The 23,556-nt window shown below is 72.8% G+C and carries 24 protein-coding genes; 9 read left to right on the top strand and 15 right to left on the bottom strand.

All coding sequences use genetic code 11. The features are described from left to right. Window positions 1-19 precede the first annotated feature (19 nt). The 3 genes from ABTZ54_RS04440 to ABTZ54_RS04430 form a co-directional block, all read right to left on the bottom strand. Window positions 20-952: a Crystal protein ET79 gene (locus tag ABTZ54_RS04440; RefSeq protein ID WP_351657094.1), complete on the bottom strand. Its 933-nt coding sequence runs from the start codon at window positions 950-952 to the stop codon at window positions 20-22. Window positions 953-1,029: 77 nt separating this feature from the next. Beyond that, window positions 1,030-1,305, bottom strand: coding sequence for a hypothetical protein (locus ABTZ54_RS04435; protein WP_351657092.1), 276 nt, complete (start codon window positions 1,303-1,305; stop codon window positions 1,030-1,032). 179 nt (window positions 1,306-1,484) lie between these two features. Next, the gene (locus tag ABTZ54_RS04430; RefSeq protein WP_351657090.1) at window positions 1,485-1,859 is read right to left on the bottom strand and encodes an STAS domain-containing protein; all 375 of its coding nucleotides are present in this window, start codon (window positions 1,857-1,859) and stop codon (window positions 1,485-1,487) included. A gap of 228 nt (window positions 1,860-2,087) precedes the next feature. Here ABTZ54_RS04430 and ABTZ54_RS04425 point away from each other — a divergent pair, with 228 nt between their 5' ends. Continuing rightward, window positions 2,088-2,672: a sigma-70 family RNA polymerase sigma factor gene (locus tag ABTZ54_RS04425; RefSeq protein WP_351657088.1), complete on the top strand. Its 585-nt coding sequence runs from the start codon at window positions 2,088-2,090 to the stop codon at window positions 2,670-2,672. Beyond that, on the top strand, window positions 2,669-3,949 hold the full coding sequence (locus ABTZ54_RS04420) for a zf-HC2 domain-containing protein (protein WP_351657086.1): 1,281 nt from the start codon (window positions 2,669-2,671) through the stop codon (window positions 3,947-3,949). Before ABTZ54_RS04425 ends, ABTZ54_RS04420 begins: the two co-directional genes overlap by 4 nt. Window positions 3,950-3,959: 10 nt before the next feature. Here the strand turns inward: ABTZ54_RS04420 and purU are convergent, their stop codons facing one another. Continuing rightward, the gene (purU, locus tag ABTZ54_RS04415; RefSeq protein WP_351657084.1) at window positions 3,960-4,811 is read right to left on the bottom strand and encodes a formyltetrahydrofolate deformylase; all 852 of its coding nucleotides are present in this window, start codon (window positions 4,809-4,811) and stop codon (window positions 3,960-3,962) included. A 46-nt stretch (window positions 4,812-4,857) separates the two neighbouring features. Beyond that, window positions 4,858-5,304, bottom strand: a complete 447-nt coding sequence (locus ABTZ54_RS04410; protein WP_351657741.1) for an SCO4402 family protein — start codon at window positions 5,302-5,304, stop codon at window positions 4,858-4,860. A 193-nt stretch (window positions 5,305-5,497) separates the two neighbouring features. On the opposite strand from ABTZ54_RS04410, the gene ABTZ54_RS04405 reads away from it, so the two are divergent. Beyond that, a complete protein-coding gene (locus ABTZ54_RS04405) occupies window positions 5,498-6,757 on the top strand; it encodes an ABC transporter substrate-binding protein (RefSeq protein ID WP_502997178.1) in 1,260 nt (419 codons plus the stop codon). Between the two features lie 5 nt (window positions 6,758-6,762). On the opposite strand, the gene ABTZ54_RS04400 is transcribed toward ABTZ54_RS04405, so the two are convergent. Together ABTZ54_RS04400 and ABTZ54_RS04395 are read right to left on the bottom strand one after the other, a co-directional pair. Continuing rightward, entirely contained in the window at window positions 6,763-8,112 is a 1,350-nt protein-coding gene (locus tag ABTZ54_RS04400) for a hypothetical protein (RefSeq protein ID WP_351657081.1), read from the bottom strand. Window positions 8,113-8,253: 141 nt separating this feature from the next. Beyond that, window positions 8,254-9,636 (bottom strand): NsdA family TPR-like regulatory protein, encoded by a 1,383-nt coding sequence (locus ABTZ54_RS04395; protein WP_351657079.1) that lies wholly within the window; start codon window positions 9,634-9,636, stop codon window positions 8,254-8,256. Window positions 9,637-9,938: 302 nt separating this feature from the next. Between ABTZ54_RS04395 and ABTZ54_RS04390 the strand changes: the two genes are divergently transcribed. The 3 genes from ABTZ54_RS04390 to ABTZ54_RS04380 all read left to right on the top strand — a co-directional run bounded on the left by ABTZ54_RS04390 (window position 9,939) and on the right by ABTZ54_RS04380 (window position 13,194). Then, a complete protein-coding gene (locus ABTZ54_RS04390) occupies window positions 9,939-10,604 on the top strand; it encodes a bifunctional DNA primase/polymerase (protein WP_351657077.1) in 666 nt (221 codons plus the stop codon). Window positions 10,605-10,714: 110 nt separating this feature from the next. Next, window positions 10,715-11,554, top strand: coding sequence for an ABC transporter ATP-binding protein (locus tag ABTZ54_RS04385; RefSeq protein ID WP_351657076.1), 840 nt, complete (start codon window positions 10,715-10,717; stop codon window positions 11,552-11,554). Then, a complete protein-coding gene (locus ABTZ54_RS04380) occupies window positions 11,551-13,194 on the top strand; it encodes a transporter (RefSeq protein ID WP_351657074.1) in 1,644 nt (547 codons plus the stop codon). The genes ABTZ54_RS04385 and ABTZ54_RS04380 overlap by 4 nt, the downstream gene beginning before the upstream one ends. A gap of 93 nt (window positions 13,195-13,287) precedes the next feature. Here ABTZ54_RS04380 and ABTZ54_RS04375 read toward each other — a convergent pair whose 3' ends face one another. Continuing rightward, on the bottom strand, window positions 13,288-14,217 hold the full coding sequence (locus ABTZ54_RS04375) for an RNA polymerase sigma-70 factor (RefSeq protein WP_351657072.1): 930 nt from the start codon (window positions 14,215-14,217) through the stop codon (window positions 13,288-13,290). 33 nt (window positions 14,218-14,250) lie between these two features. Beyond that, on the bottom strand, window positions 14,251-15,477 hold the full coding sequence (locus ABTZ54_RS04370; protein ID WP_351657069.1) for an NAD(P)/FAD-dependent oxidoreductase: 1,227 nt from the start codon (window positions 15,475-15,477) through the stop codon (window positions 14,251-14,253). A 409-nt stretch (window positions 15,478-15,886) separates the two neighbouring features. Between ABTZ54_RS04370 and ABTZ54_RS04365 the strand changes: the two genes are divergently transcribed. After that, complete coding sequence (locus tag ABTZ54_RS04365) at window positions 15,887-16,330, top strand: subtilase-type protease inhibitor (protein WP_351657068.1); 444 nt, start codon at window positions 15,887-15,889, stop codon at window positions 16,328-16,330. Window positions 16,331-16,403: 73 nt separating this feature from the next. Here the strand turns inward: ABTZ54_RS04365 and ABTZ54_RS04360 are convergent, their stop codons facing one another. From ABTZ54_RS04360 to ABTZ54_RS04350, 3 genes are all read right to left on the bottom strand, one after another. After that, on the bottom strand, window positions 16,404-16,583 hold the full coding sequence (locus tag ABTZ54_RS04360) for a hypothetical protein (protein ID WP_351657066.1): 180 nt from the start codon (window positions 16,581-16,583) through the stop codon (window positions 16,404-16,406). After that, a complete protein-coding gene (locus tag ABTZ54_RS04355) occupies window positions 16,583-17,584 on the bottom strand; it encodes a trypsin-like serine peptidase (RefSeq protein ID WP_351657064.1) in 1,002 nt (333 codons plus the stop codon). The genes ABTZ54_RS04360 and ABTZ54_RS04355 overlap by 1 nt, the downstream gene beginning before the upstream one ends. Before the next feature lie 134 nt (window positions 17,585-17,718). Then, the gene (locus ABTZ54_RS04350; protein WP_351657062.1) at window positions 17,719-18,447 is read right to left on the bottom strand and encodes a hypothetical protein; all 729 of its coding nucleotides are present in this window, start codon (window positions 18,445-18,447) and stop codon (window positions 17,719-17,721) included. A 159-nt stretch (window positions 18,448-18,606) separates the two neighbouring features. Between ABTZ54_RS04350 and ABTZ54_RS04345 the strand changes: the two genes are divergently transcribed. Then, window positions 18,607-19,770 (top strand): phage baseplate protein, encoded by a 1,164-nt coding sequence (locus ABTZ54_RS04345; protein ID WP_351657060.1) that lies wholly within the window; start codon window positions 18,607-18,609, stop codon window positions 19,768-19,770. 19 nt (window positions 19,771-19,789) lie between these two features. On the opposite strand, the gene ABTZ54_RS04340 is transcribed toward ABTZ54_RS04345, so the two are convergent. The 3 genes from ABTZ54_RS04340 to ABTZ54_RS04330 all read right to left on the bottom strand — a co-directional run bounded on the left by ABTZ54_RS04340 (window position 19,790) and on the right by ABTZ54_RS04330 (window position 22,643). Beyond that, complete coding sequence (locus tag ABTZ54_RS04340) at window positions 19,790-20,602, bottom strand: N,N-dimethylformamidase beta subunit family domain-containing protein (RefSeq protein WP_351657058.1); 813 nt, start codon at window positions 20,600-20,602, stop codon at window positions 19,790-19,792. A gap of 64 nt (window positions 20,603-20,666) precedes the next feature. Next, complete coding sequence (locus tag ABTZ54_RS04335) at window positions 20,667-21,557, bottom strand: alpha/beta fold hydrolase (RefSeq protein ID WP_351657056.1); 891 nt, start codon at window positions 21,555-21,557, stop codon at window positions 20,667-20,669. Window positions 21,558-21,950: 393 nt separating this feature from the next. Beyond that, a complete protein-coding gene (locus ABTZ54_RS04330) occupies window positions 21,951-22,643 on the bottom strand; it encodes an iron-dependent transcriptional repressor DtxR (protein ID WP_351657054.1) in 693 nt (230 codons plus the stop codon). 150 nt (window positions 22,644-22,793) lie between these two features. Here ABTZ54_RS04330 and ABTZ54_RS04325 point away from each other — a divergent pair, with 150 nt between their 5' ends. Next, a complete protein-coding gene (locus tag ABTZ54_RS04325) occupies window positions 22,794-23,549 on the top strand; it encodes an SIS domain-containing protein (protein ID WP_351657052.1) in 756 nt (251 codons plus the stop codon). Window positions 23,550-23,556 lie beyond the last annotated feature (7 nt).

The following is a 23,556-nucleotide window of genomic DNA, read 5'->3' as shown; positions in this document are numbered from 1 at the left end:
CGTCACCGCCGGGGAAGGGTCAGGACTTCGACACGTTGAAGGAGGCCGAGGCGTTGTCGCCGCCGCCGCCGCTCCGGGTGCAGGTGTAGCCGCTCGGGACGGAGCAGCTGTACGAGTTGCTGCCCACGTAGGGGTTGTTCCAGTACACCGTCACCTTGTTGCTCTCACCGGTCATGGTGAAGGTGACCTGGCCCTCCGTGCCGGTCATGAGGCCCTCGGACTCGCTCGCCCACTTCGCGGTCACGCCGGGCTGGACCATGGAGGGCGGCAGCATGCCGTCCGACCAGATCCCCCAGCCCAGCCACGAACCGTCGCGGACCAGCAGCTTGCCCGAGTTGTTGGTCAGGGTGACGGTCGTGCTCCGGGCCGCGGTGGCTCCGGGCACCACGGCCGCCGGGGACTGCGCCTTCGCCGCCCACGCGGACTGGACCGTGAACGTCACCGAGGCGTTGTCGCCCCCGCCGCCGCTCCGGTAGCAGCTGTACCCGGACGGGACGACGCACTCGTAACTGTTGCTGCCCACGTAGGGGTTGTTCCAGTGCAGCTTGATCTCGCCGCCCGGGAGCGCGTAGTTGGCCCGCCCCTCGGTCCCGGTGGCGAAGCCGCAGGACTCGCTCGCCCAGCTCGGGGACTTGCCGTTGGGGATGTTGTCCGGCGGCAGCATGTTCGTGGTCCAACAGCCGTGGTCCAGCTTCTCCCACGTCTTGACCAGGTTCTGCCCGGTCTTGTTGACCAGGGTGACGTTCGTGGAGCGCTGCGCGGTGGCCCCGGGCACGACCTTCGTTCCGGTGGCGGCGACCGGGCTCTGCTCCGCGGCCGGTCGCGGTGCGGGCCGCTCCGTCGAGGCCTGCGCGGCGGGGGCCAGGGCGAGCGTGCCCGCCGCCATGAGCACGGCGGTCAGCGCACCCGCGGCCGTGCGTCCGAGGTGGGTGGTCGAGGTCTTGAGCTGCATGGGTCGGTCATCTCTCTTCGAGGTGGCGGCGGACGGGAGCGGGCCCTGTCCGCCTGGGTCGTAGACGGGCGCCAGGGTCACTGGACGTAGAGGACCCACGAGTTGTGGCCGCTGTACTCGATGAGCATCTGGGTGGCCGCCCCGAGGCCGTACAGCACCCAGTAGTTGGCCTCCGCCTCCAGGCGCGAGGCGAATTCACCGGTCCAGATCCAGATTCCGGTGGCCGCGGCCGCCTTGGTGGCGGGCGCCGCCGCTGCCTGCCCCTCGGCGGCGTACGCCTGGGCGCTCCCGCCGGCGAGAACCGCGGCGGCGAGCACGACGCTCAACGAAGCAGCGCGAATTGTCTTGCGCATGACAACATCCCTTCCGTATCAATGACGCCAACAGCCGTTCCCCCGAGGCCGGTCGGCCGCCGAAGCGGCCATCCGGTGGGGCTCGGCGTGGCATCAGACTGTCACGGGGCCGTCACGCTCAGGCATCGTGGAAAACCACGAACCTATCCGGTGGCCTATCCGGCGGCCTGCCCGGCGGCCTACCCGGCGGCCTGTTCGGCCGTCTCGTCGAGGGCCGTGGGGAGGTCCCCGTACACCTCGAAGAGGCGGCGGACGCCCAGGGCGCCGAGGACGCGGTTCACGTGCGCGCCGTCCTCGGCGCCCCTGGCCGGCAGGATCAGGCGCAGGCGCCCGCCGCAGGAGCGCATCAGGCGCCGGGCGGCGATGAGCACGCCGACGCCGCTGGAGTCGCAGAAGCGGACCCCGGAGAGATCGAGGACCAGGTCGCGCCGGCCGCCCGCGACGGCGTCGTGGACGCGTCTGCGGATCAGCGGGGAGGTGATCAGGTCCAGTTCGCCGCTGACCCGCAGCACGGTCCATGGGTTCTGCTCGTCCTCGTCGACCTGGATCGTCACGAGCGGCGCCTTTCAAAACGGAGGCAGTGCTTCCTGTGCCCTCCCGCTGCCCCGTGGAGCCGCCGTGAAACCCCCGGGCCCCGGCTTGCCTCGTTCCTTACCATCCAGGAATCCGTCAAGGGCGCACTTGCGGCAAAGCGGAGTGCGCCGGGTCCCGGCCCACTACTTTGGAGGTGAACCCGGGTCAGGAGGGCCGGGCCGTCGGGAGGGTTGCCGGGAGGGCTTCGGATGGCGAAGGACACACCAGCGCGCTGGGACCGCAGGATGCAGCAGCGGCTCGCACGCGGTGAGGCGGCCGCCCTCGGCGAGCTGTACGACCGCTTCGCCTCCCTCGTGCACAGCCTCGCCCACCGGGTGCTCGACGACGACGACGCGGCCGACCTGGTCACCCGCGAGGTCTTCGGCTACGTCTGGGAGAACCCCGACGCCTACGACCCCAAGCAGGGCAACCTGCGCTCCTGGGTCGCCCGGCTCACCCAGCGGCAGGCCGTGCACCGGCTGCGGCAGGCCGAGGCGGAGGCGTACGCGGAGCGCGGCGAGGGTTCGGCGGAGGAGCTGGAGCAGAAGGTGCGCCGGGCCTCGGTCGCGGCCCGCGCGGACTACATCGTGACCTCGATGCCGACGCCGCTGCGGCAGGCCCTGGAGCTGGCGTACTTCCAGCGCCGGGACTACCGGCAGACCGCCGCCGACCTGGGCGTCACCGAGGACGAGGCGCGCCGCCGGCTGAGGCTCGGGCTCCAGCTGCTCTCCACGGCCAACACCCGGGTGATCGAGGGCTCCGCGCCGCCCGGATCCTACGGGCGCCCGCTGTGACCGGCGCGAACGGCGACCCCGAGGAGACCGCCCGCGCCCCGCGGATACCGGGGCCCCGGTGGGCGGCGGACGACCACGCGGATCTGTCGGGGGCGGCGGCCCGCGAGGAGTCTCCCGAGGCGGAGCCCGCGCCGGAGCCCGAGCCGGAGCCGCCCGTGACCCCGCCCGTCGAGCCCCTCCCGCACCGCGTGCTCAAGTCCCTCCTCGGCGCGTGGGCCCTGTCCGCCTGTTCGGCCGAGGAGACGCAGGCCGTCGAGGAGCACCTGACCGAGTGCGCGCCCTGCGCCGACGAGGCGCTGCGGCTGCGGGACGCGGTCGGGCTGCTGCACGCCGAGCGCGACCTGGACCTCGATCCGCTGCTGCGCTCGCGGGTCCTGGAGAACTGTCTGGGCCGCCGCCCGGCCCGTATCCCCGTGCCCGCCTGGGCCACCCCGTACGACGCCGAGACCGCGCGGCTCGACGCGCTGCTGCGCGACTTCGGCGAGTCGGAGTGGCACGCGCCGGTGCGGCTGAAGTGGTTCGAGGGCGAGCGGCGGGTGAACCGGAAGACGACCGTGGCCGGGGTGATCGCCCATCTCCTCGCCGTGGACGGCCTGGTGGCCGCCTCGCTCGGTCTGGACGACCCGCTGGGCCCCGGCCTGGTGGGCGAACTGACGCCGACCGAGCGGACGGAGGCGTTCTGGGGCGGCTCGTCCCGGCCGCCGACCCGCGCGGTCCGCGAGCCGTGGCGGGAGCAGAGCCACACCCTGATCCGTACCGTCTCCTTCGCGGGCCGCGGGGTCGCGGACCTGACGGTGACGTACGGGGACTTCGCGCTGCCGTTGCGGGACTCGCTCCTGGAGCGGGCCTTCGAGTGCTGGCTGCACGCCGGGGACATCGCGCGGGCGGTGGACTACCCGTACGAGCCGCCCAGCGGCGCGCACATGCACGGCATGATCGACCTGGCGGCCCGGCTGCTGCCCGCGGCCCTCGCCGGACGCCGCCGTACGGGCCTGGCGGCCCCGGCCCGGGAACTGGTCACGGCCGGTGCGCCCGGCCGCTCGCTCCATCTGGAGATCGAGGGCGCGGGCGGCGGGCACTGGTACATCGCCCTGGACTCGCCGGCCGCGCTCGGCACCCGTGAGCGGGCGGTGGCGCAGGTCGCGATGGACGGCGTCGAGTTCTTCCAGCTGGTCGCCGGGCACGTCCCGCCGGAGGAGGCCGCCGCCGGGCAGGACGGCGACCGGGAGGCGATCCGCGACGTGCTGTGCGCGGCGGCGTCCTTGAGCCGGTTGTAGGCCCCGGGAGCTACGCGAAGACGACCGTGCGGCGCCCGTTGAGCAGGATGCGGCGTTCGGCGTGCCACTTCACGGCGCGGGCCAGGGCCTGGCACTCGACGTCGCGGCCGATCGCCACCAGCTGGTCGGGGGTCACCTCGTGGCCGACCCGCTCGACCTCCTGCTCGATGATCGGGCCCTCGTCGAGGTCGGCCGTCACGTAGTGCGCGGTGGCGCCGATCAGCTTCACACCGCGCGCGTGCGCCTGGTGGTAGGGCTTGGCGCCCTTGAAGCTGGGGAGGAAGGAGTGGTGGATGTTGATGATCCGCCCGGAGAGCTGCTTGCACAGGTCGTCGGAGAGGACCTGCATGTAGCGGGCGAGGACGACCAGCTCGACGTCCTCGTCGCGGACCAGCGCGAGGAGCTCCGCCTCGGCCTCGGCCTTGGTGTCCTTGGTGACCGGGATGTGCCGGAAGGGGACTCCGTAGGAGCCGACCAGCTCCGAGAAGTCCGTGTGGTTGGAGACGACGGCCACGATCTCGACGGGCAGCGCCCCGATCCGCGAGCGGAAGAGCAGGTCGTTCAGGCAGTGGCCGAACTTCGACACCATCAGCACGACGCGCATCCGCTCGTCGGCCCGGTTGATCTGCCAGTCCATCGCGAACGCGTCGCCCACCGCCGCGAAGCTGGCCCGCAGCTTGTCCACCGTGACCGGCGCCTCCGCCGAGAAGTGGACCCGCATGAAGAAGAGGCCGGTGTCACGGTCTCCGAACTGCTGGCTGTCCTCGATGTTGCATCCCGTGATGAAGAGATAGCTCGACACGGCGTGCACGATGCCCTGCTTGTCGGGGCAGGAGAGGGTGAGGACGTACTGGTCGGTCATTGGCCCAGCCTGCCACACCGGGCGGGCCGTCCCGTGCCGCCGTCCGTCAGGCGGAACGGGTCATGATCCGCAGGATCTCCAGGGAACGCGGGGGCGCCTCGGGGTCCTCCCCGTCCGCCGTCGCCATCCTTACGTGTGCCTCCCGGGCGGCCCGCACGGCCTCCGGCCACCCGTGGTGCTCCAGATACGCGGAGACCGGCGCGTCCGGGCCGACCTGGTGCAGGATCCGCAGCACCCGCAGCACGGCGACGTCCACGAGGGCGGCCTCGCCGGAGTCGCGGAAGATCGTCCCGATGTACTTCTCGGCCGACCAGTTGTCCAGCCAGGTGTCCTCGACCAGGCGGTAGACGGCGTCGGTGACATCGCCGTACCCCTCCTGGCCGGCCAGCCAGGTCGTCTCGTGGAACCCCGGGTCCGAAAGCATGTGGAGCGCCGAGCGCACGCTGATGCGCCAGCGCCACCACGGCATGTCGTTGAGAGGCATGCCGCCCATGGTGGAGGAGCGACGGCCGCGACGGGAAGAGTTCACCGAAGGGGAGGTGGTACCGGACATCGTTCGATCGTACGTTCAGCCACTGACAGCCCCGTTTCCGGGCCCGGGCCACCCCCGTAATTCACCTTCACGTCACCCACCGTTGAAGCGCGCTCACTCCCGCGTTACCCATGAGGCGGAAATGTGCATGCCCATGACCGGTAGGCGACTCACCTCACTCCTCGCGTACGTCACGACAGCGGCGGCAGGTGCGTCGCTGCTCACCGGCTGCGGCGTACTCCCTGGGGCCACGGGGGGCTCCAGGGAGCCCGTCACCGTCATGACCTGGGCTCCGGACCAGACCCGGGCCACCAACATGCCCGGCATGCCCGCCATGGCGCAGGCCTATGCCCGCTGGATCAACAGCGAAGGCGGTATCGACGGGCACGAGCTGCGCGTCCTGACCTGCAACGAAGAGAACACCTCCGCCGGTGCCGCCGCCTGCGCCCGCCGGGCCGTCCGCGAGGGCGCCGTCGCCGTCGTCGGCTCGTACAGCCAGAACGGGCGCGCCTTCATGGCCCCGCTGGAGGCCGCCGGCATCCCGTACATCGGCGGCTACGGCATCTCCGAGGACGAGTTCACCTCCCCGCTCTCGTACCCCGTCAACGGCGGCCAGGCCTCCCTCATCGCCGGGCACGGCATGCAGCTCGCGGCCGACTGCCGGAAGGTCTCGCTGGTCCGGCCGGACACGATCGCCGGCGACAAGCTGCCCGACCTGCTCAACTCCGGCCTGCGCAAGGCCAGTCACCGCAAGGCCATCGACATCCCGGCCGTCGAGGACGCCGCCGAGTACACCGCGCAGGCCGGCCGGGCCCGCTCCCGGGCGGGCGGCGAGGGCGGCTGCGTCACCGCCGTACTCGGCGAGCGCACCCAGACCTTCTTCGACTCCTTCCGGCGGCTGCCCGAGGAGGAGAAGAAGGAGGACACCGTACGGATCTCCTCCGTGCTCGGCAGCGTCGGACAGCCCCTCATCGACCGCACCGGCGGCGCGCACAGCCCCTTCGAGGGCGCCTACGTCACCGGCTGGTACCCGGAGGCCGGGGACAAGAGCTGGGCGCCGATGCGCAAGGTGATCCAGGAGCACGCCTTCGTCGACAACCGGGTCGACCCGACGGACGCGGGCGTGCAGACCACCTGGATCGCGTACACGGTGCTCCGGCAGGTCGTGGAGTCCCTCGACAGCGACAAGGTCACCGCCGTGCAGCTCTCGCACGCGCTCGACAACGGCGTACGGATCGACACCGGCGGCCTGACGCCCGCGCTGCGCTGGCGGTACGACGACCTGCTCGGCGCCCCCGGCTTCCCCCGGATCGTCAACCACGACGTGACGTTCCAGGTGGTACGCGAGGGGCGGCTTGTGGCGCAGAAGCCCGGCTTCGTCGATGTCGGCGAGACGGTGCTGGCGGCGCCGTAGCGTCTTTAGAGCTGTGTCTGGCCGCGCTTGGTCAGGCCGTACTTCTCGGCGGTCGGGTTCCACAGCCCGGCCGCCTCGCGCTTGGCCGCGCTGGCCTCGCCGCTCTCCTTGTTGGCCTCGGCCAGCGAGGAGGTCGAGCGGGCCCTGCCGCCCTTGCAGACCTTCTTGCTCTTCGCCTGGTCCGCCCAGGCCGCGTAGTGGTCGTCGGCGGCGGCCGAGGCCTGCCAGGCCTTGGTGAGGGAGGCGGTGAGCGCGCCGCTGTCCGGCAGCTTGTCCACGGACAGCGACTGGAGCCGGGTCACGAGCCCGCGCCGCTGCTCGGCGGCGCCGCGCAGGTCGGTGGCGGCCTGGTCGAGGTTGGAGCAGGTCTTGATCGCCTCGACGGAGCGGATCACCGCGTCGCGGCTGTTGCCGCTGTCGGCGAGCAGCTTGTCGAGCGCCTTGGCCTGCGCCTCCACCGGGTCGGCGGCCTTCTCGGTCCCGTCGCCGCCGGTGGCCGGGGCGGAGGACCCGGCGGCCACGTTCTGGCTGCCCTTCTGGTCGGTCTTGTCCCCCTTGTCCCCGCCGCTGAAGAGCATCCCGGCGCCGAGCCCCACCACCGCGCAGGCCGCGACGACGGCGGCGATCAGCGCGACCGGCGACTTCCGGCGGGGCGGCTCGGGCTCGTCGTACCCGTGCTCGTCGTAGCCCTGGTCGTACCCGGCGCCCTGGAAGCCGCCGTACTGCTGCGGGGGCTGCGGGGGCTGCTGCTGGTACTGCTGCGGCGGCTGGTACGCCTGCTGGTGCATCTGGACCGACGGCTGCTGATGCTGCACGACGGGCGGTACGGGCGCCTGCTGCGGGGTCTCGCTCCGGAACAGGTTCTCGAAGTCGGCGAGCGGCGGGCGCTCGGCGTGGATCTGCGGGGGCGCCTGCTGCGGCGTCGGCGGGGGCGTGTGCTGCGGCGGTACGGGCGCGATGTACTGGGTCGCCTGCATGTCCGGGCCCGGGGCGACGGGGCCCGGGGCGACCGGCGGGATCATCTGCGTGGCCTGGGAGTCCGCCACCACCGGCGGCAGGTACTGCGTGGCCTGCGCGTCGGCGGGCCCGGGCTGCGGGTAGCCGTAGCCCGGCTGGGGCGCGGGCGGGTAGCCGTACCCCGGCTGCGGCTGCTGGTACTGGGGCTGCTGCGGCGCGGGCGGGTAGCCGTAGCCGGGCTGGGGCTGCTGGTACTGCGGGGCCACCGGCGGCTGGGCCGGGACCGGCGGCAGGTACTGCGTCGCCTGGGCGTCCGAGGAGCCGCCAGGGGTCACCTCAGGGGGGAGGGGCTGAGCGGCCGGATACTGCTGCTCCGGCCCCTGTCCGCTGTGCGTCACCGGGACTCCTACTGATGCCTGCTGATGGACCTGCTGGACCTGCGTACCTACGGAAGCGTCGGCCCACGCTACCGGGTGCGCCCAGCGCCCCGCACACACGTGTGACAGAGGTGTGACGTAGGACGCCCCGGGCCGTCGCTCCTACGCGGCGTGCAGCTCCAGCCTCGCCCCGAACTCCCGCACCACCGCCTCCCCGGCGTACGGCTCCAGGCGGTCCCGCAGGTCGTCCAGGTACTCCATGCCCCGCGTGGAGCGCAGGGTCGACAGGAGCTCCAGGGCCCGGGTGCCCGTCTGGCAGGCCTGCTCGACCTCGCGGTCCTGGATCTGCGCCGCCGCGAGCAGCGCCAGGCCGATCGCCCGGCGCCTGGCCCGGGTCTCGGGGTGCCCGGCCAGCGCCTCGCGGGCCGCCTGGGCCGCCGCCCGCGCGTGGCCGAGGTCCCGGTGCCCGTGCGCCAGCTCGTCCGCGAGGTAGGCCCCGTCGAAGTGGGCGATCCAGTCCGGGTCGTCGCCCGACTCCGGATCGGCCTGCCCCAGCGCCTCCACCGCGCTCCCCGCGACCCGCTCGAAGCCGACCACGTCGCCCATGAGCGCGTGGCCGCGGGCCTCGGCCGCTAGGAACATCGCCTCCGCGCGGGGCGTCACATGCCCCCGCGCCCCCTCCTGCGCGGCCCGCGCCAACTGCGCGATCTCGCGCGGGTTGCCGAGCTGGGCGGCGAGGTGGCTCATGGACGCGGCCAGCACATAGCCGCCGTACGCCCGGTCGCCCGCGGCCTGCGCGAGGCGGAGCGCCTGGATGTAGTAGCGCTGCGCGAGACCCGGCTGCCCGGTGTCCACGGCCATGTACCCGGCGAGCTCGGTCAGCCGGGCGACCGCCGCGAACAGCTCCCGGCCGACCGCGTCCCGGTAGGAGCCGGAGAGCAGCCCCGACACCACGCTGTTGAGGTAGTGGACCACCACCGGGCGTACGTGCCCGCTGCCGAAGCGCCGGTCGAGGTCGACGAGCGCGGCGGTCATCGCCCGTACCGCGGCGACGTCCGAGGGCCCGACCCGCGCCCCGGCGGCCCGCGCCACCTGCGCGTCGGCGCCGGTGATGAGCCAGTCGCGGCTGGGCTCCACGAGCGCGGAGGCGGCGACGGCGGAGCCGGACAGGAAGTCCCGGCGGCCCACGTCGCTGCGCCACAGCTCGCAGACCTGCTCGATGGCGCCGAGGACGGTCGGCGCGAACTGGAGGCCGACGCCCGACGCGAGGTTGCGGCCGTTGGCCATGCCGACCTCGTCGATGGTGACGGTGCGGCCCAGCTTGCGGCCGAGCGCCTCGGCGATGACGCCCGGTGCCCGGCCGCGCGGCTGCTGCCCGCGCAGCCACCGCGCCACCGAGGTCTTGTCGTACCGCAGGTCGAGGCCGCGCTCCGCGCCGACCATGTTGACCCTGCGGGCGAGGCCGGCGTTGGAGCACGCGGCCTCCTGGATGAGCGCCTGCAGCCGTTCGTTGGGCTGACGGGCGACGAGTGGCCTGGCTGCCATGATGGTTAACCCCCATAGGCCGTGCGGTGATCAACAACAGGACTGATCAATGCCCGGCAGATATCCGGTCAATGCCGATGTGAACACGCGAAACCGGACACGTCGGTCGTGAGTGCCCACGGCCCCCGTCCCACCGACGCGCCCCCCTCCTTCTGCCTACCCGCCCGCCGCTCCCCTGCCCCACGCGCGCCCCCGCCCGTGCAACCGTGCGCCCCGCGTGCGGGATCGATGCTCCACACCGCCCCCCGCCCCGCCCGTAACCCCAGGTGACGGCGGGAGTTGAGTTCGACGTGGAAGAGACCATGGGAGTCACGGACGCCGCACACATCCCCAAGCAGCGAGGCGAGCTGCTGCTGGACAGCGCCGTGCGGTACGCGGAAGAGCGGCACTGGGACGTGTTCCCCGGGACCTGGCTGGAGGCGGTCGAAGGCAGGGAGCGCTGCTCGTGCGGCGCGGACGCGTGCGCCTCGCCCGGCGCGCACCCGGCACGGCCCGACTGGTCGACCCAGGCGACGGGCAGCGCCGTGGGGGCCCGGCGGATGTGGTCGAAGCAGCCCAAGGCCTCGATCCTGCTGCCCACCGGCCGCACCTTCGACGCCCTTGAGGTCTCCGAGTCGGCCGGGTTCCTCGCGCTGGCCCGCATGGAGCGCATGGAGCTGACGCTCGGCCCGGTGACCTGCACGCCCGACCGCCGGATGTTCTTCTTCGTACTGCCCGGCGCCGCGGCCAAGGTGCCGGACCTGGTGCGCAAGCTGGGCTGGGTGCCCTCCTCGATCGATCTCGCGACGCGCGGCGAGGGGCACTTCGTGGCGGCGCCGCCGACCCGCGTCGGCGGTTCCGGGGCGGTGCAGTGGGCCCGTAAGCCCACGGCGGCGAACCGCTGGCTGCCGGACGCCGAAGAGCTCATCAGCGCCCTGGCGTACGCGTCCGGCCGGGAGGCGGCGGACGCGCGGGGGCGCAACGCCTGAGCCGACAGAAGCATCCGGGCATATAGACCATCTGTCCATATGGCCGGATCCGGCGCAGCCGTATGGTGGTCCCGTCAAGACGGGGACCACCGAAGGGTTGACGCAACATGATGCCTGACCAGGCATTTGACGGAGTGTTCGAAACGGCGGGCGGCGTGCCGGGGACCGGTTCGGTGCCCGCCGTTCGTGTCGAGGGGCTGTGGAAGCGTTTCGGCCAGCAGATCGCGGTGAACGGGGTCGACCTGGTCCTGCCCGCGGGCAAGTTCATCGGTCTCGTGGGCCCCAACGGCGCCGGCAAGACCACCACGCTGTCGATGATCACCGGCCTGCTCCGCCCCGACGCGGGACGCATCCTGGTCGCCGGCCACGACGTGTGGGCCGACCCCGAGTCGGTCGCCCAGGTCAAGGCGAAGATCGGCATCCTGCCCGAGGGACTGCGGCTCTTCGAGCGCCTCTCGGGCCGTGAACTCCTCGCGTACAGCGGCCGGCTGCGCGGGCTGCCCGGCGCCGAGGTCGACAAGCGCGCCGCCCAGCTGCTCGACGTGCTCGACCTGGCCGGCTCGCAGCACAAGCTGGTCGTCGACTACTCGACCGGCATGCGCAAGAAGATCGGACTGGCCGCGGCCCTGCTGCACAACCCGGAAGTCCTCTTCCTGGACGAGCCGTTCGAGGGCGTCGACCCGGTCTCGGCGCAGACCATCCGCGGCGTCCTGGAGCGCTACACCTCCTCGGGCGCCACGGTCGTCTTCTCCAGCCACGTCATGGAGCTGGTGGAGTCGCTGTGCGACTGGGTCGCGGTCATGGCCGCGGGCCAGATCCGCGCGCAGGGCCCGCTGGAGCAGGTGCGGGGCGACGCCCCGTCGCTCCAGGCCGCGTTCCTCGAACTGGTCGGCGCGAACGGGCGGAACACCGGCGAGTCCCTGGACTGGCTGGGCGGTTCGGGCCGATGACCACCGCGACTCCGCCGGCGGCGCCGGCGCCTTCGCTCACCTCCGTCTTCGTACGGCTCAAGCTGTCGCTGCTCAAGAACGGTCTGAAGCAGTCGGGCGGCCGGACCGCCGCGTACATCATCTCGGTGGTCTTCGCGGCGCTCTTCGCCGTCGTGCTGCTGCTCGGCTTCGTCCTGATGCGCGGCAGCGTCAACGCCCCGACCGTCACCGTCCTGCTCACCGGGATCGTGGCGCTCGCCTGGACGGTCATGCCGCTGTTCGTGCCGAGCGGCGACGAGACCCTCGACCCCTCGCGGCTCGTGATGCTGCCGCTGCGGCCCCGGCCGCTGGTCCGGGCGCTGTTCGTGGCCTCGCTGGTCGGCGTCGGCCCGGTGTTCACCCTGTGCGTGAGCGTCGGCGCGGCCCTGGCGCTCGCGCACGGCGCGGCCGGCACGCTCGTGGCCGTCCTCGCCGTCCCGCTGGTGGTGCTGGTGTGCGTGGCGCTCTCGCGGTCGGTGGCGGCGGCGAACGTACGCCTCCTCACCTCCCGCAAGGGCCGTGACCTCGCCGTCCTGTCCGGTCTGGTGATCGCGGTCGGCATGCAGATGGTCAACTTCGGCGCCCAGCGGCTCAGTCAGGCCGGCGGCCTGAGCGCGGTCGAGCCCGCCGCCGAGGTCGTGGGCTGGCTGCCGCCCGCCTCCGCGATCTCCGCGGTGGACGCGGCGGGCGAGGGCGACTACGCGGTGGCCGCCGCCAAGCTGCTGCTCAGCGCCGCCGCGCTGGTGGGCCTCGTCTACTGGTGGCAGCGGAGCCTGGTGCGCCTGATGGTCGAGCCGGACGGCTCCACGGTCGGCGCGGCCTCGGAATCGGGCGCCAAGAAGTCCAAGGGCGCCAAGGGCGAGGCCTCCGCCGGTCTGCTGGGCCGGATGCTGCCGGGCGGGCGCACGGGCGCGGTGATGGAGCGCAGCCTGCGGTACATCTGGCGCGACCCGAAGACGAAGGCGGCGTGGGTGACCTCGCTCGCGATCGGCGCGATCATCCCGGTCTTCAACGCGCTGCAAGGAACCGGCACTATCTATTTCGCCTGTTTCGCCTCGGGCATGCTCGGCATCCAGATGTACAACCAGTTCGGCCAGGACACCTCCGCCTTCTGGATGGTCGCGCAGACCATCGGCACGAAGGCCGACGCGTACGCCGAGCTGCGGGCCCGCGCCTTCGCGCTGCTGACCATCACCGTGCCGTACACGGTCCTGGTGACGGCGGTGACGGCCGCGATGCTGGACGCCTGGCACAAGCTGCCGGAGGCGCTGGGCGTGGCGCTTGCGCTGCTCGGCGCGATGGTGGCGACGGGTGCGGTGGCCTCGGCGACCTTCCCGTACTCGATCCCGCAGGACAGCGCGTACAAGAACGTGGCGCCGGGGCAGGGCGGGCTCGCCTGGATGTCCATCTTCGGCGGCATGGTCTCGGCGGCGGTGCTGTGCGCGCCGGTGATCGGCCTGACGCTCTTCCTCCACCTCGCGGACCACGACAACCTGCTGTGGCTGCTGCTGCCGGGCGGCGCGCTGTACGGCGCGCTGCTCACCTGGGCGGGCCTGAAGCTGGCGGCCCCGCGGGTGGCGGGGCGGCTGCCGGAGATCCTGGCGGCGGTCAGCAAGGGGTGACGTCGTAGGGGGCGTTACGCGCCTGACGGCGAAGGGCCGGGTTCCTCTTCGGAGGAGCCCGGCCCTTCGTGTGCCGTCAGCGGGTGAGCGCGGTCAGCGGGTGAGCGCGGTCTCCTCGCCGACGCGGGTGAGCTTGTGCGGGTTGCGGACGTAGTAGAGGCCGGTGATGCGGCCGTCCTCGACGTGCGCCGCCATGATGCCGTCGATCTCGCCGTCTCCCCGGATGACGAGCGCCGGGTTGCCGTTGAGCAGGACGGGCTCGCAGGTGACCGTGACCCCGGCCTTGGCGGAGCCGCCGAGGTAGAGGCGGGTGAACTTGTCCGCGCCGACGATCGGGCGGACCGCGGCCTGCCGGATGCCGCCGCCGTCGCTCAGGACGACGACGTCCGGGGCGAGCACGTCGAGGAGCTGCTGCGGGTCGCGGCTCTCCAGGGCCCGCTGGAAGGACTCCAGGACCGCGCGGGCCTCGCGCGGGGTGACCGTCTTGCGGGGCTTGCGGGCGTCGACGTGCTTGCGGGCCCGGTGCGCGATCTGGCGGACGGCGGCCGGGGTCTTGTCGACGGCGGCCGCGATCTCGTCGTAGTCGACCTCGAAGACCTCGCGCAGCACGAAGACGGCGCGTTCGGTCGGGGACAGCGTCTCCAGGACGAGCATCAGCGCCATCGACACGCTCTCGGCGAGCTCGACGTCGTCGGCCACGTCCGGCGTGGTGAGCAGCGGCTCGGGCAGCCACTGCCCGACGTACGCCTCCCGGCGGCGCTTCATGGTGCGCAGCCGGTTGAGGGCCTGCCGGGTGGTGATCCGGACCAGGTAGGCGCGGGGCTCGTCGATCCGGTCGAGCTCGACCTTGCTCCAGCGCAGCCAGGTCTCCTGGAGGACGTCCTCGGCGTCGACGGCCGAGCCGAGCATCTCGTACGCCACGGTGAAGAGGAGGTTGCGGTGGGCGATGAAGGCGTCGGTGGCGGGGTCGGGCGGGTCGACCGGGTCGGCCGGGCGGGCCGGATCGGCTGCGTGATCGTTCATGATCGAATCCTGGTCCCAGGTCCACATTCCGCGCTAGCCCTGTCGGCCCGCGGTCGCGGGCGCCTCGGCGGGCACGCCCTGGAGCTGCTTCGCGCGGGCGGCGCCGCCCGACTTGCCGCGGTGCAGGCTGTACGCGCCGGGCTTGTGCGCCTCCTCGGCGAGGTGCTTGGGGACGACCGTGCACACGGTCTCCTTCAGCTTCGCGCCCAGGCGCCCGTCGACCTTGAACCAGACGGCCTCGTCGGACCGGTTGGCGAACTGGAAGATGCCGTCGGCCCGGCCGAGGCTGATGCACTGGGCGGCGAAGGGGCGGCCGAGCGTCTCGGGCTCCTCGGCGGCGAGCCGGCTGAGGACGGTGTCGGCTGCCTGCGCGCCGAGCGGCATGGCGGCCTGGCAGCTCATCCGCAGCGGCAGGCCCGAGGGCGCCGCCGAGTCGCCGGCGGCGATGATCCTCTCGTCGTCGACGCTGGTCAGCGTCTCGTCGGTGAGCAGGCGGCCCAGGACGTCGGTGGTGAGCCCGCTGCGCAGGGCCAGGTCCGGCACGCCGAAGCCGACGGTCCAGATGGTCAGCGCGCCCGGCAGTTCGCGCCCGTCGGCGAGCAGCACGCCGTCGCTCCGTACGGCCGCCACCTTGGTGCCGGGGCCGTCGACGACGCTCACGCCGAGCCCGGCGAGCCGCTTGGCGACCGAGCGGCGCCCGCGCGGGTGCAGGTACGGGCCGAGGTCGCCGCCGCAGACCAGGGTGACCGGGCGCCCGGTCTCCGCCAGCTCGGCGGCGGTCTCGATGCCGGTCGGACCGGCGCCGACGACCAGGACGGGGGCGGTCGCGGGGACGGCGTCGAGGGCCGGGCGCAGCCGCTCGGCCTCTTCCAGGGTGCCGATCGGGTACGCGAGCCCGGCGGCCCCGGGGACGCTCGGGTCGGCGCTGCCGCTGCCCACCGCGTACACGAGGTAGTCGTAGGAGAGCGTGCCGCCGCCCGCCAGGTCCACGCCGCGTCCGGGCGCGTCGATGCGGGTCACGGTGTCGACGACCAGCCGGACGCGCTCGGCCAGGACGTCCTCGTACGCGACGACGGCGCTGTCCGAGCCGCCGACCAGCTGGTGGAGGCGGATGCGGTGGACGAAGGAGGGGCGCGGGTTGACGAGGGTGACGGTGACGTCGGGGCGGCCGGTGAGGCGGTTGGCGGCCATGACACCGGCGTATCCGCCGCCGATGACGACCACGTGGGTGGGGGTGGTGGTGTCGGTCTGCGCGTTCATGGTGTCTCCTCCGCCGGGTCGGCTCTTGGTCGTTCGGCCACATGACACCGGGGGGTCCGATCCTGTGACACGGTGTGGCCCGGATCACATCCCGGGAGGTGTCACGGCGCCGCGCGGGACCCTGAACGGAGGGTTCCGGTCGATCGAACTCGGGCGAGAATGCTCCAACTCGGAACATTTTCGGGATCGTCGCAGGTCAGGCTGTCGTTCTCGCTTGAACTGCCACCCCGCCCACGCCGATCGAGGACCCCGCCGAGGCACGGCGCACCCGCCCCGAGCTGCCCGAACTACCGGTCGGTAGAGCGCCGTTCGCGGGCGCGGCCGGAAAGCGGTGAGCGGATGTGCGATCACCCTCCGCGTCGACAAGACTCCCGTCCGTATCCGCACACCCACGCGAAGGGACACCCCCGTGCGTTACTTCCGTACCCTGGGCGCCACCGCGCTCGCCACCACCACCGGTCTCGCCCTCGTCGCCACCGCGATCACGAGCGAAGCCGATGCGGCGCCCGCCGGGCTCTACCCGCCCTCGGCGCTCGTGCTCACCGTCGGCAAGGGCGAGCGCGCCGCCACGGCCACCGTCGACCGCGCGGTCACCCTGGTCTGTTCGCCCACCCCGGGCGGCACCCACCCGGACCCGGCCGAGGCGTGTTCGGAGCTGGCGGCCGTGGGCGGCGACCTGGCCCGCCTTTCGGCCGCCTCCCCCGGGCAGCGCCCCTGCACCCGGGAGTGGGACCCGGTCGTGGTGACCGGCTCCGGCGTCTGGCAGGGCAAGCGGGTCAACTGGACGGGGCGGTACGGGAACACGTGCGAGCTGCGGGCGAAGACGGGTGAGCGGTCGGTCTTCGCGTTCTGACGTCGCCACCGGTACGAACGGAGGCCGGACCCTTGTAAGGGTCCGGCCTCCGCCGCCTCCCGAGCCCCCTCGCTCAGGGGTCTTCCGGCATGTCCGGCGCGCCGCTCTCGATGACGCTGTTCCCGCTCGGGTCCACCGAGTGGGTCCGGCTGTCGCCCGGGGCGCCGGACTTCGGCCCGCACGCGGCGAGCACGCCCAGGAGCAGCGCGGCGGCGAGGAGGACGCGGGGGTCGCGTACGGACCGGGTCGTCATCAGTACGAGGAGTACGTGTTGAACGCGTCGCCGACCCAGCCGGCGAAGTACGGCGAGCGCATCTCCGTCGGGTTGTCCCGGTTGTCGACGTTGCTGTTCACGCCGTTGACCCAGCCGCTGTAGTACACGCCGTCGTCCTTGCCGTAGATCCAGGGGCCGCCGCTCGATCCGCCCGTCATGTTGCACGGGATCTTGATCTGGTCGGTGGTCCACCAGCTGCGCTGGGAGCTCGTGGCGGCGCAGAAGTACTGCCACTGCCCGTCGAACGGGGCGGCCTGCGGGTAGCCCATGGCCGTCACGTAACGGTCCTTGGACTGGTTCCACTGGAGGCCCATGCCGCCCACCGCGTTGACCAGTTCACCGTTGGAGTTGGGCGAGGTGATGACGATGCCGAGGTCGTAGCCGAAGTTGCCGTCGTTGGTCCAGCCGTTGAACGCGACGAGGGTCTCGGCCCACCAGGTGCCGTAGGGGCGGCTGCCGTGGTCGTAGTACGGGACGAACTGCCAGTTCGAGTTCCACGACTGGCCCGGGCCGCCGTGGACGCAGTGCCCGGCCGTGAACACCATGTTCTTGTTGGTGCTGTTGACGGCCGAGCCGGAGCAGACGTAGTCCTTGCCGTCCGAGCCGGTGAAGAAGACCTTGCCGACGACCTGCGTCGCGCTGACCGTCGCGCGGAAGCCGTCGGGCGCGACGGCCTTTCCGAGCACCGGGTCCGAGCCGGTCGTGGGCTTACCGGTCGGCTGCTGCGGCGCCGGGGCCGCCTTGCGCCCCTTCGGCTCGGCCGGGACGGCCTTCGCCATCCGCTCGGGGGTCCAGTACTCCGCCGCCCGCGCCTTGGCGGTCGACGGGACCTTGTACTCCACGGCCTTGGCCGCCGGGGCGGCGGCGGGGGCGGGGATTTCGGCCGCCTGCGCGGTGGCGGAGACGGCCGGGAAGAGGAGAAGGGTCGCTGCTGCGGCGATGCTCAGGGCGTACGAACGTCTGCGGCGTATGCCGGACACGTGATACCTCGATCTCCGTTGCTGGCATGGACACGCAATACTTTGCGATTACATGACCATCGGTCAACGAAGCGTCGGAGGAATGGCCGGTTCGCCGGTACGGTTTTCAGCCGCCGGCTCGCGCGTCGGGTGGGTCAGTCCTTGCAGACCACGTTCGCGCGTACTTCGGGATGACCCGCCGACTCGTTCACCGCCTGGGCCAGCCAGCCGTTCTCCCAGAACGAGGACTCGTAGATCGCCGTGTCGACGGCGAGGGCGCCTCCGCCGGTCACCGTGCCCGACGGGCAGGCCTTCAGGTCGTGCGCGGTCCCGTGGAACAGCGGGAGCTTCGTGCCGTCGCCCCAGTAGTGGTGATGGGGCGACTGCGAGCAGATCACGCCGAGGTCCACGCGCCCGCCGCCGCCGGTGGCGTACTGGCCCGGCGGGCACAGCGCGGGCAGGCTGCCCTGGGTCCGGGCGCCGACCGTGATCGGGCCGTTGAACACCTGGGTGTGCGGCGCCGTGGAACAGATCACCGACGCCCACAGGGTCGCGTCGACGTCCGACTCGCCGTCCACCGTGACGACCCAGGTCGGGCCGCTGGCGTAGGAGCTGATCACGGGCAGCGGGTTGTAGTAGGGCGAGACCTTCGGCCCGCCGCCGGTCGGGGTCTGGCCGGCCGGGCAGGTCGCTCTGGCCTCGTAGAACACGTGGACGTTGCTCCGGGGCACGGCCACCGGAGCGCCGAGGACCCGCGTGAACGTCTCGGCCTTCGCGGCGGGCGGGCTCTGCGCCGGGGCGTCGCCTTCGCGGGCGAGGGCGGGCGGTGCCGCGAGGGCGAGGATCAGCGCGATCAGCAGGACGAGGACGCGCGGCTTTCTCAAGACTCCTCCAGGGGGCGGATACGGGCAGGGGACACCTGCTCGTATCCCCGCCGCACCGGCCCCCCGGTCGTCCCGCACCGTCCCCCTCGCGACTGTGACATGCCCGCGCGATGATCATGCGATGCTCGGGGCTTCCTGCCGATTCCGAGGAGACGTCACTTGATCAAGCTCGCTTCCGCCGTCACGCCCCCGCTGCTCACCGGCGCCACCCTCGCCTCCCCCGTCAGCGTCGCGCAGTCGGTGTTCTGGGAGACCGTCGACCAGCTCTGGTACGTGTGCCAGCCCGACGGCACGCCGGAGGACATGGACCGGGTGACCGTCACCCGGCTCAGCGCCGACGGGGCGCTCGTCGACAAGATGTACCTCGGCCGGTCCGGGCACGGGACCGGGCTCTGCGTGGAGCGGACCACGGCCGGGACGTTCCTCTGGACCGGCGCCGTCCCGAACGGCGGCTGGGCCACGGCGCTCGCCCGTATCCCGTACGCCGCCAACGGCACCGCCGACGCGTCGGACCCGGCGGTCGTCCGCACCCCGCGCTCGGGCGTGTTCCGGGTGTCGGCGTCCATCGACCCGACCCGCCACCAGCTGATCTTCCGCTGGCAGGAGAACAACGTGTCCTCGCCGACGGCGACCGGCGGCATCGACGCGTACGACCTGGGGATGGCCGCCACCGGCATGTTCCAGCGGGTGCGCTCGACGACCTTCCAGGCCTCGGGGAAGACCCTTCAGGGCTTCACGAGCCTGGGCGACTACATCTACCACCTGTACGGCGACCAGAGCGTCGACAACTTCCAGGTGACGTGCGCCGACTGGGCGTCCGGGACGGTGCTCCAGACGCAGGCCGTCACCGCCTTCCCGGGCATCGCCAACCGCGAGCCCGAGGGCATATGCGTGTACGAGGACACGCTCGCGTTCGGCATCGCCGGAAAGCCGGACGGCGTGCGCCAGTTGAACGTGGCCCGCTTCCCGCACCCGGGGACGAACCCGTGGGTCGAGGTCCCGGGCCTCTCCCCCGCGTACTACCCGAACAGCGTCAACTACACGCCCCAGTACCGGATCGCGGGCGACCAGGTGCACCTGCACTTCGCGCTGTCGAAGACGGACGGCACCGCGTGGAACCAGGGCGAGGTGCTGTTCACGCTGCCGCCGCGCGTCCGGCCGAACCGTACGCAGCGGCTGCTCGGCGTGGTCAGCGGCGCCGCCGTCACCGCCGACACCATGGCGGTGCGCTTCGAGGTGGCGCCGGACGGCAAGGTGACCATCTGGGACGAGCGCAGCCTGGTGGGCTGGGTGGGGGCGGACGTCAGCTTCTGGGTCTGCTGACGTCCAAACCCCTGGGCTCCTAGCGGAGCAGGCCGTCGAGGAGTTCGGCGGCCTGCCGCCGGGCGCGCTCGTCCGTGTGACCGGGCTCGGCGAGGGCGAGCGGGCGGGGCAGGGCGGTGGCGGAGGGGTGCACGACCGCCGCGTAACGGGACGGGCGGACCCTGCCCCGCCGTACGTCCTCCTCGGTCGCGTACGTGACGTCGTACCCGGCCTCCTCCAGCCAGCGGGTGGTGCTGGCGTCCGCGCCGAGGGTGGCGGGCAGGCCGAGGCCCGGGTAGGGGCGGCGGCCGGCGTAGCTGAGCGGGACGACGGCGAGGACGTCGGAGCGGCGGGCGGGTTCGCGGACCACGAAGGGCGTGTAGGCGCGGTGGCCTTCGGGCGTGGTGAGGACGGCGAGGAAGAGGCCGGAGACCCAGGTCGCGGGGACCCGCGTCCGCCAGGTCCGGCCGTCGGCCCGGACGTCCTCGGCGGTGAGCAGGTGGCGGGCGCGGTCGCCGCCGTAGTGGCCGAGGCGGTAGACCTCGACCACGCAGGTGCGCGCGCCGCGCGCCGTGATCCGCAGGGCGAGGTCCTGGCCCGGCTCGACGGAGGCGGCGGCCGCGTACCCCTGGATCTCGGGGCGGCGCGGGTCGACGCCGCAGGTCTCGCGGGGGCCGACGCCCCACTGGTCGGAGCCCTCCGCGAGATTCTCCCGGACGACGGGGTTGTCGCCGGTGTGCGGTCCGGCCGGGGGCAGCGGGCCCGCGGCGGCGGCTGTGCCGGGGGCGGCGACGGCGAGGGCGGCGGACGCGGCACCGGCCGCGAGCAGGACCGTACGGCGGGCGAGCGGCAAGGGGACCTCCGGGTCTGGGCGCCATCGACGTGGCTGACGCCCTGGTCGACGTCCGCCGGTGATCTTATAGACCCGGCAGACCCGGCGCGGGCGTCTGCCGGGACGTCAGAACGGCTTCCAGGAAAGGCTCGACGGCCTCGCGCCAGGCGTCGGCGTGCTCGTAGTGGAGGAGATGACCGGCGTCGGGGATCTCCGCGTACGCCCCGCGCGGCAGGACGCGCACCATCTCCTGGGCCTCGGCGCGGCCCAGCTCGCCGTCGAGGCCACGGACGACGAGGGCGGGGCAGCGGACCTGGGCGAGGGACTCCCAGTGGGCGTCGTGGACCCAGGTCTCGCGGGAGGTGAGCATCTGGGCGGGGTCGAAGACGGGACGCCAGCCGTCCGGGTGCTCGGTCATCACCTCGGCGAAGAACTCGCCGCGGGCCGGGTGCGGGCGCTCCACCCACGGGTCGGCGTCGCCGAACCACTGCCGGACCGCGTCCGGCGAGGCGAAGGGGACGGGCCAGCCGCGGAACCAGTCCTGCCACTCGCGCTGGGAGGCCGCGCCGAGGGCGGAGGCGCGCATGTCGCAGATGACGAGGGCGCGGACGAGGTCGGGGCGCTCGGCGGCGAGCTGCCAGGCGGTGAGGGCGCCCATGGAGTGCCCGACGAGGGTGACGGGGCCGAGGCCGAGGCGCTCGACGACGGCCGCCGCGTCGGCGACGTACGCCTCGCGCGTGAAGGGGCCTTCGGGGGGCTTCTCGCTGCTCCCGTGGCCGCGCTGGTCGAGGGCGACGGTGCGGTGGCGCAGGCCGAGGGGGCGGGCGGCGCGGGCCCAGTGGGCGGCGTGGCCCATGAGCCCGTGGAGCAGTAAGACCCCGGAGCCGTCGGCCGCCCGGGGGGCGGTCTCCTCCGTGAAGTCCCAGGCCGCCAGGCGTACGCCGTCGGCTCCGGTGACGTCGAGTCGTCGCACCATGCTCGGCACCCCCTCTTTCCCTTGGAACTGCGCCAGACTATCGAACCCGTATTCGAAAATGCGCTCCTGCCACCCAACACCCCTCGTTCGAGTGACAGCGCTCAAGGATTGGCGGGCGCGGCCGAGGGGAGATCTTCAGCGGGAGGCGGACCGCTCGGGGAAAACGGTCCGTGGGGAATGACCCTGGGAGCTCGGGGCTCCGGGTCAGCACAGGGGAGGACAGGCCCCGGCGCCTCAGGGCGCCGGGGCTCTCTGTCGTGATGGCGCGGTACGCGCGAAGGGCGGCCTCATCCCACCAGCGTGGCACGGGCGGGGGCGCGGCCGTGGCGATTCCGCCGTAAAACGGGCCCTGTACGGGGACGGCTCGCCGGCCGGCCGGTCAGCGCCTGGCGGTCAGCGCTTGGCGACGAAGACGTGTGCGGCGACCTCGGCGTCGAGCTCGGCGGCCTCACCGCTGCTGCCCACCAGCACACCGCCCGGGGACTCGGTCACGGAGACCACCGAACCGGGCTGCACACCGGCACGCCGCAGCGTGTACATCAGCTGGGCGTCCGTCTGGATGGGCTCGCCGATACGGCGGACGATCACGGTCTTGCCCTCGCCACCGGCTTCCAGGTCGGCCAGCGACACCATGGAGTCGTCCAGGAAGGACTCCGCCTCGGCCTTCTCGCCCAGCTCCTCCAGGCCTGGGATCGGGTTGCCGTACGGCGACTCCGTCGGGTGACGCAGCAGCTCCAGGACGCGGCGCTCCACGGCCTCGCTCATCACGTGCTCCCAGCGGCACGCCTCCGCGTGGACCTGCTCCCACTCCAGGCCGATCACGTCGACGAGCAGGCACTCGGCGAGCCGGTGCTTGCGCATCACGCGGGTGGCCAGGCGGCGGCCCTCCTCGGTGAGCTCCAGATGGCGGTCGCTGGCGACGGCCACCAGGCCGTCGCGCTCCATGCGGGCCACGGTCTGGCTCACGGTGGGACCACTCTGGTCCAGCCGCTCGGCGATCCGGGCGCGCATGGGGACCACACCTTCCTCTTCGAGCTCAAGGATGGTGCGGAGATACATCTCCGTGGTGTCGATCAGTCCGGACATACGTGCCCCTCGATGAGTCGTGCGCTGGCCCTGCCCCAATTCTGACGCATCGCGCCGACAACCGGGGCGCGCGCGGGTGAGGCGGTATTGACAGAGCAATGGTCCAGACCGCACCGTGATCGGCGACCACGACGAGAAGGAGCCGCCGCCATGGGCGAGAGCAAGCTGGCCGGACAGTTCTTCGACGCCGCGATCGGCCTGCTCCAGAAGGTGCGGGACGAGGACGCGGACGCGATCTCAGCGGCCGGTACGGCCATCGCCGAGGCGGTCGCCGCGGGCAACCGGCTCTTCGCCTTCGGCGCGGGTCACTCCTCGCTCGCCGCACAGGACGTCGTCTACCGCGCGGGCGGCCTCGCCCTGATGAACCTGCTGGCCGTGCCGGGTGTCGTCGGCGTCGACGTCATGCCCGCGACCCTGGGCTCCGCCCTCGAACGCGTGGACGGCCTGGCCGGCGCGGTCCTGGACTCCTCCCCCGCGCGCGCGGGAGACGTCCTGATCATCATCTCCCTCTCCGGCCGCAACGCCCTCCCGGTGGAGATGGCGATGAACGCCCGCGCGCTCGGCCTCACGGTCATCGGGGTGACCTCGGTGGCGTACGCGACGGAGACGAAGTCGCGGCACGTCTCGGGCTCGTACCTGAAGGACCACTGCGACATCGTCCTCGACTCCAAGATCGCCATCGGCGACGCGGAACTCACCCACGAGGGCATCGAGGCCCCCTTCGCCCCCGCCTCCACGGTCGTCACCAGCGCCCTCATGCAGGCCACCATGGCCGCCGCCGCCGAGGAACTCGTCCGCCTCGGCATCGAGCCGCCCCTCCTCCGCTCGGGCAACGTGGACGGCGGCCACGAGTGGAACGGCCGCGTGATGACGGAGTACGGCGACCGCATCTTCTTCCGCCACTGAGCCCCAC

The sequence above is a fragment of the Streptomyces sp. NPDC094032 genome (assembly GCF_040303965.1).
Taxonomy (GTDB): domain Bacteria; phylum Actinomycetota; class Actinomycetes; order Streptomycetales; family Streptomycetaceae; genus Streptomyces.
Note: the sequence above shows the minus strand (reverse complement) of the source record. Positions and strands in the feature narration are given on the sequence as shown.